This window comes from Palleronia pelagia (genome assembly GCF_900110115.1).
GTDB classification, from domain to species: Bacteria; Pseudomonadota; Alphaproteobacteria; order Rhodobacterales; family Rhodobacteraceae; genus Palleronia; species Palleronia pelagia.
Window position 1 is genome coordinate 256,883 of record NZ_FOCM01000001.1, and the last position, 15,172, is coordinate 272,054.

Annotated in this window: 15 protein-coding genes; 6 read left to right on the top strand and 9 right to left on the bottom strand. The window is 67.7% G+C overall.

Going from position 1 to position 15,172, the window contains the following annotated elements; translation table 11 throughout:
* Positions 1 to 3: 3 nt before the first annotated feature.
* The 3 genes from BMX96_RS01270 to BMX96_RS19505 all read right to left on the bottom strand — a co-directional run bounded on the left by BMX96_RS01270 (position 4) and on the right by BMX96_RS19505 (position 2,929).
* On the bottom strand, positions 4 to 657 hold the full coding sequence (locus BMX96_RS01270) for a Fe2+-dependent dioxygenase (protein ID WP_214606822.1): 654 nt from the start codon (positions 655 to 657) through the stop codon (positions 4 to 6).
* Complete coding sequence (locus tag BMX96_RS01275) at positions 657 to 1,430, bottom strand: hypothetical protein (RefSeq protein ID WP_139209909.1); 774 nt, start codon at positions 1,428 to 1,430, stop codon at positions 657 to 659. The genes BMX96_RS01270 and BMX96_RS01275 overlap by 1 nt, the downstream gene beginning before the upstream one ends.
* Positions 1,431 to 1,792: 362 nt before the next feature.
* Complete coding sequence (locus BMX96_RS19505) at positions 1,793 to 2,929, bottom strand: hypothetical protein (RefSeq protein ID WP_091843398.1); 1,137 nt, start codon at positions 2,927 to 2,929, stop codon at positions 1,793 to 1,795.
* Between the two features lie 81 nt (positions 2,930 to 3,010).
* Here BMX96_RS19505 and lepA point away from each other — a divergent pair, with 81 nt between their 5' ends.
* Together lepA and BMX96_RS01290 are read left to right on the top strand one after the other, a co-directional pair.
* Positions 3,011 to 4,813 carry a translation elongation factor 4 gene (lepA, locus tag BMX96_RS01285; protein ID WP_091843401.1) on the top strand — a complete coding sequence of 601 codons (1,803 nt, stop codon included), beginning with the start codon at positions 3,011 to 3,013 and terminating at the stop codon, positions 4,811 to 4,813.
* Positions 4,814 to 5,144: 331 nt separating this feature from the next.
* Positions 5,145 to 5,753 carry a hypothetical protein gene (locus BMX96_RS01290; protein ID WP_091843404.1) on the top strand — a complete coding sequence of 203 codons (609 nt, stop codon included), beginning with the start codon at positions 5,145 to 5,147 and terminating at the stop codon, positions 5,751 to 5,753.
* Here BMX96_RS01290 and BMX96_RS19095 read toward each other — a convergent pair.
* The 5 genes from BMX96_RS19095 to glyA all read right to left on the bottom strand — a co-directional run bounded on the left by BMX96_RS19095 (position 5,735) and on the right by glyA (position 9,167).
* The gene (locus tag BMX96_RS19095) at positions 5,735 to 6,037 is read right to left on the bottom strand and encodes a hypothetical protein (protein WP_139209913.1); all 303 of its coding nucleotides are present in this window, start codon (positions 6,035 to 6,037) and stop codon (positions 5,735 to 5,737) included. The two genes, BMX96_RS01290 and BMX96_RS19095, sit on opposite strands and share 19 nt — an antisense overlap.
* Positions 6,038 to 6,188: 151 nt before the next feature.
* Positions 6,189 to 6,539 carry a hypothetical protein gene (locus BMX96_RS01295; protein ID WP_091843407.1) on the bottom strand — a complete coding sequence of 117 codons (351 nt, stop codon included), beginning with the start codon at positions 6,537 to 6,539 and terminating at the stop codon, positions 6,189 to 6,191.
* A gap of 86 nt (positions 6,540 to 6,625) precedes the next feature.
* Entirely contained in the window at positions 6,626 to 6,898 is a 273-nt protein-coding gene (locus BMX96_RS01300) for a BrnA antitoxin family protein (protein WP_073128685.1), read from the bottom strand.
* A gap of 227 nt (positions 6,899 to 7,125) precedes the next feature.
* The gene (locus tag BMX96_RS01305; protein ID WP_091843410.1) at positions 7,126 to 7,875 is read right to left on the bottom strand and encodes an alpha/beta fold hydrolase; all 750 of its coding nucleotides are present in this window, start codon (positions 7,873 to 7,875) and stop codon (positions 7,126 to 7,128) included.
* Positions 7,872 to 9,167 (bottom strand): serine hydroxymethyltransferase, encoded by a 1,296-nt coding sequence (gene glyA / locus BMX96_RS01310; RefSeq protein WP_091843413.1) that lies wholly within the window; start codon positions 9,165 to 9,167, stop codon positions 7,872 to 7,874. The genes BMX96_RS01305 and glyA overlap by 4 nt, the downstream gene beginning before the upstream one ends.
* Before the next feature lie 169 nt (positions 9,168 to 9,336).
* On the opposite strand from glyA, the gene BMX96_RS01315 reads away from it, so the two are divergent.
* Positions 9,337 to 10,098, top strand: a complete 762-nt coding sequence (locus BMX96_RS01315) for an NAD kinase (RefSeq protein WP_091843415.1) — start codon at positions 9,337 to 9,339, stop codon at positions 10,096 to 10,098.
* A 36-nt stretch (positions 10,099 to 10,134) separates the two neighbouring features.
* On the opposite strand, the gene BMX96_RS01320 is transcribed toward BMX96_RS01315, so the two are convergent.
* Complete coding sequence (locus BMX96_RS01320) at positions 10,135 to 11,127, bottom strand: DUF2125 domain-containing protein (protein ID WP_175481627.1); 993 nt, start codon at positions 11,125 to 11,127, stop codon at positions 10,135 to 10,137.
* A 69-nt stretch (positions 11,128 to 11,196) separates the two neighbouring features.
* Here BMX96_RS01320 and BMX96_RS01325 point away from each other — a divergent pair, with 69 nt between their 5' ends.
* Genes BMX96_RS01325 through BMX96_RS01335 form a run of 3 tightly spaced genes read left to right on the top strand, consistent with a single transcriptional unit; the run spans position 11,197 to position 15,134 of the window.
* Positions 11,197 to 11,748, top strand: a complete 552-nt coding sequence (locus BMX96_RS01325) for a gamma-glutamylcyclotransferase (protein ID WP_236736917.1) — start codon at positions 11,197 to 11,199, stop codon at positions 11,746 to 11,748.
* Between the two features lie 59 nt (positions 11,749 to 11,807).
* Positions 11,808 to 13,007, top strand: a complete 1,200-nt coding sequence (locus BMX96_RS01330) for a biopolymer transporter ExbB (RefSeq protein WP_091843423.1) — start codon at positions 11,808 to 11,810, stop codon at positions 13,005 to 13,007.
* Between the two features lie 3 nt (positions 13,008 to 13,010).
* A complete protein-coding gene (locus BMX96_RS01335) occupies positions 13,011 to 15,134 on the top strand; it encodes a peptidoglycan -binding protein (protein WP_091843426.1) in 2,124 nt (707 codons plus the stop codon).
* The last annotated feature ends 38 nt before the right edge of the window (positions 15,135 to 15,172 follow it).

The window sequence follows — 15,172 nt, forward strand, 5'->3', positions numbered from 1 at the left end:
GGCCTACTCGGCCCACAGGCGCAACAGGTTCGACCGTGTGCGCGCCAGCCGGGACAGCTGTTCGCGGTCGCCCGCACCCGCCTCTTCGGCGGCGATGGCCGTGTCGAGGTCGAACAGGATGTCGCGGTGCTGGGGCGAGCGAATCCAGCTCGTGACCCAGCCGACGATGGCCATCCGTTCGCCCGTCGTGACCGGCTGCACCTCGTGCAGGGTGTCCGACGGATAGAGCACCAGTTCCCCGGCGTTCAGCCGGAACCCGCGCGATTCCACGCGGTCCTGGATCACCAGCGCGCCGCCCTCGTAGTCCTCGGGCGGGGTCAGGGCCAGCGTGAAGGACAGGTCCGTCCGCGCCCCCTGCATCAGCGCGTCGTCCACGTGGGCGCCGTAGGCCTGCCCCGGCCCGTAGCGCGAGATCAGAATGCGCGCGAAGGCCTTGGGCCGCGCGGCGGCGGCGAAGACCGGGTGGCGCAGCAGCGCCGCCTCGACCTGCGCCACGACCGCGTCGCGCGCCGGGCCGGGGCCCGCCTGGGCATTGCGCTTGACCTGTCGCGCCAAGCGGCCCGCGCTCGCCGCCCCGTCCTCGAAGGGCAGGGCGGCGGCGGCCTCGCGCAGCGCGGCAAGGCCGTGGCGGTCGAAGATATCTTCGATCAGGATCATCAGGCGGCCGGGATTGCGAAATCGATCCGTGCCGCCGCGCCGTAGAGGACGTCGGCGCTGCCCTCGACCGTGCCCTCGGGCAGGATGGCCGGGAACACGTCCGCGGTGGGGGCCAGCGCCGCCACGACCTTGTCGCGAGTCTCGCCCGGCTCCAGCCGTTCGGCCATGCGGTTCGCCACCTGGATGAAGCCCCAGGCGTCCTGGTACTCGTGCAGGTTCGAGATCGACCCGTCAGCGGCGATGCCGATATCGTATTCGTCGGCGGCCACGCGGGTCAGCGCGGCGATGGCGCGCACGCGGTCGGCCTGGGTGGCGTCGGCGGCGTCGCGCGCGGCCTCGATCTTGGCGTGCACCGCGTCGCGGGCGGCATCGACGTCACCACCGTCCTGCACGGCGGCGGTCAGCGCCTGCAATTCCGCGGCGAAGCCCTCGGCGCCCGCGGCCTCGAGCTGCGGGTCCAGGTCGGAATAGATCTCGTCCTCGGGGTGCTTCATGTGGGTCATGGCGATCTCGGTCTCGCCCTCGGCCCGGACGGCGGCGCCCGCGGTCAGGTGCCCCTCGATCAGCCCCAGGGCCAGCAGCAGCTGCGCCGCGTCGCTGGGTCCGGGCATGGCGCCGCGCTCGCCGCCTTCGCCACCCTCGCCGCCTTCGCCGCTGCCCTGGGCAAAGCCCGGCCGCGCGGCCAGCATCGCCACGCCGCCAAGCCCCGCGCCCGCCAGAAGGCTGCGCCGTCCAATCACCATGCGAACCCCGCCGCGTTCCCCGTCACTCATGTCGCTCTCCGATTCCTGACAAATTTAGTCGGTAAATCGCTGCTACGCCCGCCGCGCCGGGGAGTCAAAGTAATTTTGTCAGGTATTCGGACGGGCGGGATGGCTTTGCCTGCGGAGGACGCTTCGCTCCGAGGGAAAACGACATGCGGCCATGGGCTGCGCTGGCCCCTGAGCCGGGCGGTCGGCGGGCCGGTGGCGACGATCCACCCTGCCGCGCGGGCGCTTCATGCTTACCAAGCACATGGCCCGGACCCGCTGCGCGCTTGGCGCGTAACATCGCCGGCCCAGGGCGCCGGTCCGATGTTCGCACGGCGCCTGTTGTGGGGGGCGGGGGGGGCTTCGTGGACAGAGGCCGCTTGGATCTAAATCAGCGGAAGCCAATTCCGTATGGCTTCAATCAGTGCTGAGACCTTCTCGGGTTCGAGCACGGCATAGCCTACGCTGCCCGGCACACCCGCCTTGATACTCACGTCGATGGCAAGATCCGCCTTTCGTCCGGCATATTGCAAACAGGCCCTCAGCACATCGGTCAGACCTGAAAGTACCGCTTCGACACGGGATCGTTCAGGTTTCGCCTTCTCGAGTTCTTCACCAAGGACCTGCAAGGGCGCCCAGATCATCTCGTATTTCTTGTCTATCTGCGGAGCGTCATCCAGTGGCTCAGGAGGAAGATTGCCGCCGATCCCGAGCCTGTCGATCGAGGCGTGCCGGAGTTCTTCTTCGAGCGCCTCTTTCTTCTGGCGGACATCAAACCGCGCCTCGATCCCCGCGATCTTCCCCGCGATCCGTTCGGCCACCTGCTGCCACGTCTCGCCCTCGGCCTTGTGCCACGCCTCGTCCGGGATCAGCGCGATCTGCGTCTGCAACTCCCAGTCCAGCGGCGCGCCCTTCAGGAACCCGTCATGCCACCGCGCCCAGAAGGACCAGACCGGGTTCGCCTCGGCCGCGCGATCAATCAGGTCCGGCGCGATCCCGTCGAAGCGCAGATCCCGCGGCCAGAGTGGTCGCGCCAGAACGGAAATTGCATCCGAAGCGTACAAGCTGTCATCGGAAACGGCTGAGCGGGCGGCGGAGACGCCGGAGCGGCCGGAGTGGGCGGCAGAGTCGGCGGAGCGTGCGGCGAAGCGGGCGGCGTCGGTGGAGCGGGCGGCGAAGTAGGCGAAGTTGGGTCCGTAGCGGACGGCGTCGGTGGCGGAAAAGGCGGCGGATCGGGCGGCGGAGAAGGCGAAGTCAGCGGAGTCGGTGGCGGAGAAGGCGGCGGATCGGGCGGCTGAGTATGCAGCCTCTCTGATCTCGGCGGTCGGTCCCACCGCTGCGACACCCGAGATCAGCATTGCCCGAAAACCCAGCAAGACAAGCCCGACATCGGTCGGCCCGTCTCCCGCGAGAAGCGCGGGTGCCGACCGCAACGCGCTCCGCGCGGCCATCGCAACCACCACCTCGCGCGGCTGCCCCTGCAACCACGCATCGTAGGCGTCCCAGTCTTCGAACTCCGGCATCCACCACCCTCCGCGCACCCGCACCGTGCCGCAGCCGCGGGCCATGGACAACCGCCCGAAATCGCCCCATATCCTCAGCCCATGACCGAGCTCAAATATATCCGCAATTTCTCCATCGTGGCCCATATCGACCACGGCAAGTCGACGCTCGCCGACCGGCTGATCCAGCTGACCGGCACCGTGGCCGAGCGCGACATGAAGGACCAGCTGCTCGACGCCATGGATATCGAGCGTGAGCGCGGCATCACCATCAAGGCCAACACCGTGCGGATCGAGTATCCCGCCAAGGACGGCCACACCTACGTCCTGAACCTCATCGACACGCCCGGCCACGTGGACTTCGCCTACGAGGTCTCGCGCTCGATGAAGGCGGTCGAGGGCTCGCTGCTGGTCGTCGACGCCTCGCAAGGGGTCGAGGCGCAGACGCTCGCCAATGTCTATACCGCCATCGAGGCCGACCACGAGATCGTGCCGGTCCTCAACAAGGTCGACCTGCCCGCCGCCGAGCCCGACCGCGTGCGCGAGCAGATCGAGGACGTGATCGGGATCGAGGCCCATGACGCGGTCGAGATCTCGGCCAAGACCGGCGTCGGCATTCCCGATGTCCTGGAAGCCATCGTCACCCGCCTGCCGCCGCCCCACGGGGGCGACCGCGACAAGCCGCTCAAGGCCATGCTGGTGGACAGCAAGTACGACCAGTACCTGGGCGTCATCTGTATCGTCCGCATCATCGACGGCGTCCTGAAGAAGGGCGACCGCATCCGAATGATGAAGACCGGCGGCACCTACGACGTGGACGACGTGGGCATCTACCGCCCCGCCATGACCGCCGTGAAGGAGCTGGGCCCGGGCGAGATCGGCTATCTCAACGCCTCGATCAAGCAGGTCAGCGACACCCGCGTCGGCGACACCATCACGACCGAGAAGCACCCCACGCCCGAGGCGCTGCCGGGCTTCAAGCCGTCGGTCCCGGTGGTCTTCTGCGGGCTCTTCCCCGTGGACACCAACGATTTCGACGACATGCGCGACGCGATCGAGAAGCTCGCGCTCAACGACGCCTCCTTCACCTACGAGATGGAGACCTCGGCCGCGCTGGGCTTCGGCTTCCGCTGCGGCTTCCTGGGGCTTCTCCACCTCGAGGTGATCCGCGACCGGCTCGAGCGCGAATACGATATCGACCTCATCACCACCGCGCCGTCGGTGATCTACAACATCTACACCCGAGACGGTGAGATGACCGAGCTGCACAACCCCGCCGACTTCCCCGATCCCGGCACCATCGATCGGGTGGAAGAGCCGCGCATCAAGGCCACCGTCCTGGTCCCGGACGAGTACCTGGGCGACGTGCTGAAGCTCTGCCAGGACCGGCGCGGCATCCAGCTGGACCTGACCTACGCGGGCACCCGCGCCATGGTGGTCTATGACCTGCCCCTGAACGAGGTGGTGTTCGATTTCTACGATCGCCTGAAATCGGTAACGAAAGGGTACGCCAGCTTCGATTACCAGATGATCGGCTACCGCGCCGACAAGCTGGTGAAGATGCAGATCCTGGTGAACGACGAGCCGGTGGACGCCCTGTCGATGATGGTCCACCAGGAACGGGCCGAGGGCCGCGGCCGCGCCATGTGCGAGAAGCTGAAAGAGCTCATCCCCCGCCACATGTTCAAGATCCCGATCCAGGCGGCCATCGGCGGCCGCGTCATCGCGCGCGAGACCCTGTCGGCCATGCGCAAGGACGTGACCGCCAAGTGCTATGGCGGCGACGCGACCCGGAAGAAGAAGCTGCTGGAGAAGCAGAAGGCCGGCAAGAAGAAGATGCGCCAGTTCGGGAAGGTCGAGATCCCGCAGGAAGCGTTTATCAACGCCTTGAAAATGGACGGCTGAAGCCGGCCATTTTCACGGCGCGTGCGCGAAAGAGTCTTGCGCAGCAAGGCGCGCAGCGGCACCCGGTTGCAGTTCGGGCGAGGACGCCTCCGAAACTGCCAGCCGCGCGTCCCTCAGAACACCCAATCACTCCATCCCAACCCATCCGCCCGGCGGGCACCGCCGGGCAGCGCCCGACCCGCCCCCCAGGGCGGGCGCTTCACGCCCACCCTCGGGCCGGGCGCTGCCCTATCTGCATCTCTTGCCAAGGATAACCAAAGAAGATTCACGTCTGTTCTTGATGAAAAAGGAAAGACGTGCGAGTCTTCGGCAAATACAGTGAGGCAGCGGCATGAACGATCGGTTTGTTTTGGCACCCCAGCCAACTCTTAAAAGGGTCGCGGATCTTGACGGTCCTGACTTTTACCCAACTCCCGAGTGGGCAACACTGGCTCTCCTTGAGAATGAAACTTTTGGATCCGATATCTGGGAAAGCGCGTGTGGCGATGGCGCAATGTCTCGGGTCATCCAAGAGTTTTATCCCGGTTGCGAAAGCTCAGATTTATACGACCGTGGTTTTGGTGAACCGGGAGTCGACTACATCACGGCTCATCGCAAACATGACCACATCGTCACAAATCCGCCATTTCATAGCGCAGAACCGTTCGTAGCGGCGGGCTTGCGAAATGCAAAAAAGAAGTTTGCGCTCCTGCTTAGACTGGCCTTCTTGGAAGGCGCTGGCCGACAAAAAACGATTTTTGATGGAGCTGCGCCAAGTAGAGTTTGGATCTTCAGCGAGAGGATCACATTCTATCCGCGCGGTGCGCAAAAAAAAGGCTCAGGCACCACAGCTTATGCTTGGTTCGTTTGGGACAGAAGCCACTCAGGCCCAACCGAGCTCAAATGGCTTCCAGTGGGGGTCAAGAAGCGTAGACCTGATATTTATGAAGCACCTAGGTGAGCACGACCTTCATCGGTGATGGTCCAACTTTCTTCTCCACCGTCATATTCTGCGAGACCACGCGCTTCTAGGCCGGTTCCGCTTTTTCGGTGGCTTACAAGGTTTCGAACCTTTTGAGAAAAATATGTATCGCCGCGCCCGTCAGCCAGCTCAGCGTCCTTGCCCGTCGGCTTCATCTTTTCGGTCAGCACGTCGATCAGCTCTGTCGTGGTCAACCTACCGTTCGGCGAGTTATCTAGTTCTGCGAGAGCGGCCGCTCGTATTTCAGCTTCTCTTATCGGCATCCAAAATCTCCATGTTGTCGGTGACTAAGATATAAGCGTAATTAAGAGCAATCCACTAGAAGCAAAATGAAACTCTTGGTCTTGCTTGACAGCAGTTCACGCATTTTGTTCGGGATTCCTTTTTAGCGAATGTGTGGGGTAGGGGGCGATGCTAGTTTTCCCGCCCCACCGCATACACCCCGACAGCCACAACCGCATACGCCCCATTCACCGTCAGCACGAAGCTCCACGGCGCGCCCGCGCCCCAGATGAGCTTCGCCGACAGCGACGCCAGCGCCTCCAGCACCACGAATCCGGTGATCCACGCCGCCGCGCCGCTCAGCCGTGCGAAGATGGGGATCAGCGCCAGGGCGAAGACCACCGACCAGAACGCGCGCCCTGCCGACAGGATCAGCGGCATCAGCGCGGCCTCGGCGTTCAGCGCCACGATGGCCAGCGCGTTGGCGATGCAGCCCAGCACCCCGGAAAGGGCGGCGATCAGGATGTTGCGGGGGGTGAACATGGGCGGGCCTCCGGTTGCGTCGGGCGCTCAACGGCCGGGCCGCGGCAGGGGTCCCGCGGCGGATCGCCCCGCCCGGTCGGCCCCCGTCACTTCGGGCGGCGCGAGCGATAGTCGTAGAACATCCGCAGCACCGCGTTCAGCCGCGTCTGCCAGCCCGGCCCCATGTCGCGGAACCAGCGGGCCACGTCGCTGTCCAGGCGGATGGTGACGCGGGTCTTGCCGGGGCGGTTGTCGGTGGCGATCTCGACCCAGCCCGGCGGCTCGGCGGGCAGGCGCTTGGGCTCGATGATCTCCTCGCGGATATCCTTCAGGTCGGCCATCAGCGCCTCGAAGGTCGACGTGGGATCGTAGTTCTTCATGGGCGGGCCTCCGGTTGCGGACAGCCTGCCGCGCCGTGCTTGCCACCGGGTGAGCGCTGCGTGCGCAGGCCGGGGTGGTCCGACGCCCGGTGTACGCGCGGTGCCGTCCGGTGCACGCCATGTGCCCCCTGGCCGACACGGGGCCGACGGGGCAGGCCCCGCGGCGCACGGCCGGTGCACGCGGGCTGCACGGGCCGGGGACGCGCGGTGCACGCCGGTCCGACGGATCAGGCGTCGAGGAAGGCCCGCACGCTCGCCTCGACCTCGCGCGGCTTCTCCGCGTGCAGCCAGTGCCCGGTCCCGGGGATCTTGGCGAACCGCGCCTTGGGGAAAAACGCCCTGATATCAGCGCGATGGGCGTCCTGAACATAGTCGCTGTCGCCGCCCGACAGGAACAGCACCGGCCGCTCGAACCTGCCCTGAAGGTCGTCGGGCCAGCCCACGATCTTCGGCATCTCGGCCTCCAGCACGTCCAGGTTCAGCCGCCATTTTTTCTCAGCGATATCAATTGATTGCAGCAGGAACGCGCGGATCCCGTCCTCGGGCACCAGCGCCCGGAACCGCTGATCCGCGTCTCGCCGGCTCTCGACTCCGCTCAAATCCAGCGCCCGCATCGCGTCGATATACTGCTGCTGGCTATGCGCGTACCCCACCGGCGCGATGTCCGCCACGACCAGCCGCCGCACCTTCTCGGGGTGCCGCAGCGCCAGCGCCATCGCCGCCTTGCCGCCCATGGAGTGACCCAGCACATCCCATTGATCTTCAATGGTTTCCGCCAGGTCGTCGGCCAGCGCGGGGTAGGAATGATCCGCGTCCCAGCCCGACCCGCCGTGGTTGCGCATGTCCACCGCGGTGACCTGTCCCCGGTCCGAAAGCCGCTTGGCGATCACGCCCCAGTTCCGCGCCGAGCCGTAAAGCCCGTGCGCGATCAGCAGCGGCGTGCCGCCCGCGCCTTCCGTCCGGGTCTCGAGCTTCACAGGTCGGGATAGATCGGGAAGCGCTGGCACAGCGCCTCGACTTCGTCCTTCACCGCCGCCTCGACCGCGCCATTGCCGTCCTCGCCATTGGCGGCCAGCCCGTCCACGACCCGCACGATCCAGTCGGCGATCTGGCGGAATTCCGGCTCGCCGAAGCCGCGGGTGGTCCCGGCGGGCGAGCCCAGGCGAATGCCGCTGGTGATGGTCGGCTTCTCGTCGTCGAAGGGGATGCCGTTCTTGTTGCAGGTGATATGCGCGCGGCCGAGCGCCTTTTCGGTGGCGTTGCCCTTCACGCCCTTGGGGCGCAGGTCGACCAGCATGACATGCGTGTCGGTGCCGCCGGTCACGATGTCCAGGCCGCCCTTGATCAACTGGTCGGCCATGGCCTGCGCGTTCCGGATCACCTGGCCCTGGTAGGTCTTGAACCCGGGTTGGAGCGCTTCGCCGAAGGCGGCGGCCTTGCCGGCGATCACGTGCATCAGCGGACCGCCCTGGATCCCGGGGAAGATGGCCGAGTTGAACTTCTTCGCCAGCGCCTCGTCATCGGTCAGGATCATGCCGCCGCGCGGGCCGCGCAGGGTCTTGTGGGTGGTGGTGGTCGCGACATGCGCGTGGGGGAAGGGCGAGGGATAGTCGCCCGAGGCCACCAGTCCCGCGAAATGCGCCATGTCCACCAGCAGGTAGGCGCCCACGCTGTCGGCGATCTCCCGCATCCGGGCGAAGTCGATGATCCGCGGAATGGCCGAGCCGCCGGCGATGATCATCTTGGGCTGGTGCTCGGTCGCTAGTTGCTGGACCTGGTCGTAGTCCAGCGTCAGGTCCTCGCGGCGTACGCCGTATTGCACGGCGTTGAACCACTTGCCCGACTGGTTGGGGCGTGCGCCGTGAGTCAGGTGCCCACCCGCGTCGAGGCTCATCCCCAGGATCGTGTCGCCGGGCTGCAGCAGCGCGGTGAAGACACCCTGGTTGGCCTGGCTGCCCGAGTTGGGCTGGACGTTGGCGAAGCCGCAGCTGAACAGCTTGCAGGCCCGGTCGATCGCCAGGTTCTCGGCGATGTCCACGAATTGGCACCCGCCATAGTAGCGGCGGCCGGGATAGCCTTCGGCGTACTTGTTGGTCAGGACGCTGCCCTGCGCCTCCATCACCGCGCGGCTGACGATATTCTCGGACGCGATCAGCTCGATCTCGTGGCGCTGGCGGCCCAGTTCCTTGTCCATGGCGCGGGCGAGCTCGGGATCGGTCTCGCCGATGGACTTGGTGAAGAAGCCTTCGTCGCGGTGGGGGGCGTTCATGGCGGCAATCCTTTCGGCGCGATTGACGGGGTTGGGCGCGGTTTAGCCCATCGCAGCCCCCCGCAAAAGACCGTTTGCGACGATGGCGCGATCCGTCGCGGCATCGCGCTTGTCAATCGGGGCCGTCCCCGGCAGGTTGCCGCGGGATGCAGCGGCGAAAGGGCCGGCCATGTTCGACAAGATCGCCTTCGTCGCCAGCAGTGTCGCGCAGGCGCAGGACGCGCTGGCGCGGCTGACCGACCGGTATGGCCAGTGCGAGATCCACGAGGCCGACGTGATCGTCGCGTTGGGCGGGGACGGGCACATGCTGCGCACCCTGCACGAGACCGAGAAGCTGTCGGCGCCGACCTATGGCATGAACTGCGGCACCATCGGCTTCCTGATGAACGAGTTCGGCGAGGACGATCTGCCCGCGCGCCTTGCCGCCGCCGAGGTCGAAACGATCAACCCGCTATCCATGCATGCAACCTGTCATGGCGGCACCATGCACGAAGCGCTGGCCATCAACGAGGTCTCGCTGCTCCGGGCGGGACCGCAGGCGGCCAAGCTGCGCATCAGCGTCGACGACAAGGTGCGCATGTCCGAGCTGGTGTGCGACGGCGCCATGGTGGCGACCCCCGCCGGGTCCACCGCGTATAATTACAGCGCGAACGGCCCGATACTGCCCATCGGTGCGGACGTGCTGGCGCTGACCGCGATGGCCGCGTTCCGGCCGCGTCGCTGGCGCGGGGCGCTCTTGCCCAAGAACGCGACCGTGCGCTTCGACGTGCTGGAAGAAGAAAAGCGTCCCGTGATGGCCGATGCCGACGGCCGGTCGGTGCGCGACGTGCTGTCGGTGACGGTCCGGTCCGAGCCCAGCGTGGTCCACACGATCCTGTTCGACCCGGGTCACGGGCTGGAGGAGCGTCTGCTTCAGGAGCAGTTCACCTGAGGTCGAAGCGGACCTCGATCAATCGGACCGAAGCGGTCACCCCCCGAAGGTGATGACCGGCGCGGGCCCCAGCGGGATGGGACCCAGCGACATGCGGCCCGCGTCGAAGACCAGCGGCAGCGACAGCTCGCCGCTGCCCGACAGGCCCGACAGCAGCGTCAGACCCTGCTGCACGGCGCTGCGCTGTGCTTCTGGCACCAGCCCCAGCGCCACGGCGACCCGCAGGGCATCACGCCAGTCGTTCACCGTCAGCAGCAATTCGCCCTCGGGCTGGTTGGCGGCGTTCACGTCGACCGCGCCATCGGCCTCGACCGTCACGTCGCCCCAGTCGAGCGACAGGTCGTGCAGCTCGATCCGCTGCGGCGCGGGCGGGGTTTCCAGTGCGCTGCGGTCAAGCGGCGCGTCGAGCTCGATGGTCGCATCCAGCCGCAGGGCCTCGATCGCCCCCAGGCCGGCCGCGCCCAGCTGCTCCATGAGCGTGTCGGGCAGGACAACGTTCTCGACCGCGAGGCCGATATTCTGGTGGCTGGGGTCGGGCGCACCTTCGGGCAGGCGGGTCGCGAACCGCAGCTGACCGATCCGAAGGGTGCGGCCCGCGCTTTCCACGGCCAGGCCGTCGACCACCAGCGACGAGTGGTCCAGTGGCAGGCGCGGGCTGGGCTGCACCGTCATCGAGGCGCGGGCCTTGTCGTTGGTGATGATCGCGGTGCCCAGCACCGACTCGAGCCCGATCTGCGGCGGCAGTGCGGCAATCACCTGGTTCGGGCGATAGCTGAGCGCCAGCAGCTGGAAGAACGGCGCGACCAGCGTCAGGCCGCCCGGCGTCGTCACCTGGACCTCGTCGAAGGTGGTGTCGAAGCGGTTCGGAAAGCCCCGCGTCGCGCGTGACCGCACGTCGATCTGCCATCCCGCGGCGCGCATGGTGTTCAGTTGTTCGGTGATCGCCCGCTCCGTGGTCCGGGCGCCCCAGAACCAGTAGCCCGACCAGACCAGCGCGGCGGCAAGCACAAGAATGACCAGTTTACCCATGACGACCGCTCCTTGCCTGTTGGCGCGGCGGACCTTTTCACCGCCTGCCGCATCGTGTCTATAGGCGCCATGACGCATGTTCCAGAGTTTCAAAGGGGCGGCATGTGGGTCTTCGGCTATGGCTCGCTTGTCTGGAACCCCGAGTTCCCGGTCGCCGAGCGGGTGGTCGCCTCGCTCCATGGCTACGCGCGCACCTTCTGCATGCGCTCGGTCCACCATCGCGGCACCCACGAGGACCCGGGCCTTGTGCTGGCGCTGGACGCGCAGCCGGCGGCGCGCTGCTCCGGCGTGGCGCTGCGGGTCGAGGACGGGCACGAGGCGGCGACGCTGACCGCCCTGCGCGCGCGCGAATTGATCTCGTCGGCCTACCTGGAACGGATGGTCACGCTGGACCTGACCGACGGCCGGGTGGTCGACGCCGTGGCCTACGTCATCGACGCCGACCACGAACAATACTGCCGGCTGAGCCTCGAGGAGCAGGCCCAGATCATCGCACGTGCCCACGGCGGGCGGGGCCCGAACGACGAGTACCTGATGAACACCGCCGCGCACCTGCGCGAGCTGGGCATCGGCGACGATGATCTGGAGTGGCTGTGCAACAGGGTCGCGGCAATTGGCTAGCCCGCTTCCGCAGCCCCTGACCATGGCCTATGCTGCCGCTGCGAAATAAGGACCGCCAGATGTCGCTGACCGACCGCCCCGGATCCGAGGGCCAGCCGCTTTTCACCCAGCCCGTGCGCCAGATCACCACGATGGTGCTGGTGCTCGTGCTGGTGGCCGTGGGCATCTACGTGGCTTACCCGAACGTCGCGCCGGTTTTCCTGGCCAACCCGCTTCTGAACGGCTTCATCGCCTTCGTCTTCGTGGTGGGGGTATTGGCATGCTTCTGGCAGGAATGGCAGTTGATCCAGTCGGTCAACTGGATCGAGGGCTTCGCCGACGACACGCCCGGCCACGACATGACCCGCGCGCCGCGGCTGCTGGCGCCCCTTGCGGCGCTGCTGCGCTCGCGGCGGAACCTGCAGATTTCGCCCACCTCGGCGCGCTCGATCCTCGATTCGGTCGCCACCCGGATCGACGAGGCGCGGGATATCACCCGCTATATCGTCAGCCTGCTGATCTTCCTGGGTCTCCTGGGGACGTTCTACGGCCTCGCCACCACCGTTCCTGCGATTGTCGAGACCATTCGCGCGCTCGCCCCCACCGAGGGCGAGGATGGCATGGCCGTGTTCGGCCGCCTGATGGCCGGGCTGGAAAGCCAGCTGGGCGGCATGGGCGTGGCCTTCGCCTCGTCCCTTCTGGGCCTGGCCGGATCGCTGGTCGTCGGGCTGCTGGAGCTGTTTGCCAGCCACGGCCAGAACCGCTTCTACCGCGAGCTCGAGGAATGGCTGAGCTCGATCACCAAGCTGGGCTTCGCCGGTCCCGATCTCGACGGCGGAACGGGCAGCGACGCGGGCATCGTCGCCGCCGCGATGGAGGCGATGGCCGGCCAGATGGACCGGATGGAGGATATGTTCGCCCGGGCCGACGCGACCCGGTCCGACCTGGACGAGAAGCTGGGACAGATGGTCGATCACATGGTGCGCCTGTCCGATCGCGACGACGCGGCCGCCCGGCTGGCGCCGGCGATGGAGCGGATGATCGACGGTCAGGCCAAGCTGGCCGAGGCCCTGGAAGGCGCCAGGGAGGCGGGGGGTGGCAGCGGGCTCGACGCCGAAAGCCGGATGCGCCTGCGCTCGATCGACGTGCAACTGCTGCGCATCTCCGAGGAACTCGCCGCGGGCCGACAGGAAAGCACCTCCGAGCTGCGGCAGGAGCTGCACCGGATCGGCCGCCTGCTCAGCCGCGGGGCGCGCGCCGACGGCGAAGGCCGGGGCTAGGCCATGGCGCTGACGCGACGCTCCACCCGCGCGGTCAACAGCTCGATCTGGCCCGGGTTCGTGGACGCGATGACCGCGCTTCTGCTGGTGATGATGTTCGTGCTGACCATCTTCATGGTGGTCCAGTTCGTGCTGCGCGAAGAGATTTCGGGGCAGGCGAACGAGCTCGACAATCTCACGGCGCAGGTCGCCGGCCTCACGCAGGCGCTGGGGCTGGCCGAGGGGCGCGCCGACCGGCTGGAAGGCGAACGCGACGACCTGCTGTCGCAGACCGCCAGCCAATCCGACCTGATCGCCGACCTCCAGGCGCAGGGCGCCCGGCAGGCCGATCTGATCTCAAGCCTCCAGGCGCAAAGCGCGGACCAGGCCGAGCGTATCGCCGGTTTCGAGGAGCGGGTCGCCGCCCTTCTGACCCAGCGGGACGACGCCCGCGCGCAGGTCGCCACGCTCGAGGATCGCGAGGCCGAGCTGGTGTCCGAGCGCGAGGCGCTGAACCTCGCGCTGGCCAGCGCACGGGACGAGATCGACGCCGCGGCCGAAGCCGCACGCCTGGCCGCCGCGCGGCGCGAGGCGCTCGAGGCACTGGCCGCCGAGCTGCGCGCCGACCTGGAGGAGGGGGCCGAGACAACCGCTGCGCTGACCGCCGAGATCGGCACCCTGGAAGACGCGCTGAGCGAGGAGGAGACCGCCCGGCTGGCCGAGGCGGCGGCGGCCGAGGCCCTGCGCGCCCGACTGGAAGATGCGGATGCCGAGCTGTCGGCCATGACCCTCGCGCTGGAAGAACAGCGGCGGGAGGCCGAGGACACCCTGAGCCTTCTGGCGGCCGCCCGCGCCGCCGAGGCCGAACTGGACGAACGGCTTCTGGCCGCCTTGCTCGAGCGCGACACGGCGGTCCAGCAGGCAGAAACCCTGAGCGACGAGCTGACCGAGGCGCAGGCCCGCAACGCCGACTTGCAATCCGCGGCGGCCGAGCTGGAGCAGGTGCAAGCGGACCGCGCCGCGGCCGAGGACCGGATCGACCGGACCGAGGCGGCGTTGCGCGCCGCGATCGCGCGCGAGTCCGACAGCCAGGCCGAGCTGGCGGCGATCACGGACGCGCTGGAGGCGGCGAAGGCCGCGCAGCAGACATTCCAGGGGGATCTCGAGTCCGCCCGCGCCCGGCTCGCCGCCGCCGAGGACGAGGTTGCCGAACTGCGCGCGGCCGCCGGTCGCGAGGCCGATGAACGAGACCGCCTGGCCGCCGCCCTGAGCGCCGCGCGCGCCGAGGCTGCCGCGCTTGAAGGGGCCGAGGCGGACCGTGCCGATCTACGCAGCCAACTGGAAGAGGCACTGGCCTTGCGGCTGGCCGCCGAGAACGAAGCTCAGTCCCAGATGAGCCGGGCCGAGCGGCAGTCGCGCCTGCTGGAAACGGCGCGGTCCGAGCTCGCCGATGCCGAGGCGGCGTCGACCGAGGCGCAGCGCCGGATGGAGGCCCTGACGCAGCAGGTCGCGCAACTGCGTCGCCAGATCGGCAGCCTGCAAAGCCTGTTGCAACTCGCGGAAGAGGAAGACGCGGCCCAGGAGGTGCAGATCGCCAACCTGGGCGCGCAGCTGAACCAGGCCCTGGCCCGCGAGGCGGTGGAACAGCGCCGCCGCGCCGAGCTGGAAGCCGCCGAGCGCGAACGTCTGGAGCGCTACCAGTCCGAATTCTTCGGCCGCCTGCGCGATCTTCTGGGCGACCGCGAGGGCGTGCAGATCGTGGGGGACCGGTTCGTTTTCGACAGCGAGGTCCTGTTCCCGTCGGGCTCGGCCGAGCTGTCGGGGGCGGGCCGTGCGCAGGTGGCACAGGTGGCCGCGCTTCTCGAAGAGATCTCGGACGAAATCCCCGACAGCATCGACTGGGTGATCCGGGTCGACGGCCATACCGACTCCGTCCCGATCGTCGGCAGCGCCGAGTTCGCCGACAACTGGGAACTGAGCCAGGCGCGCGCCCTGTCGGTCGTGCGCTTCATGTCCGAGACTCTGGGCTTTCCGGCGCGGCGTCTGGCGCCCACGGGCTTCGGCGAATACCGCCCGATCACCCCGGGCGACAGCCCCGAGGCGCGCGCGCTCAATCGCCGTATCGAGCTGAAGCTGACCGAGCGCTGACCCGAGATTATCCCGAACAATCTTCGGCAGATCATCGC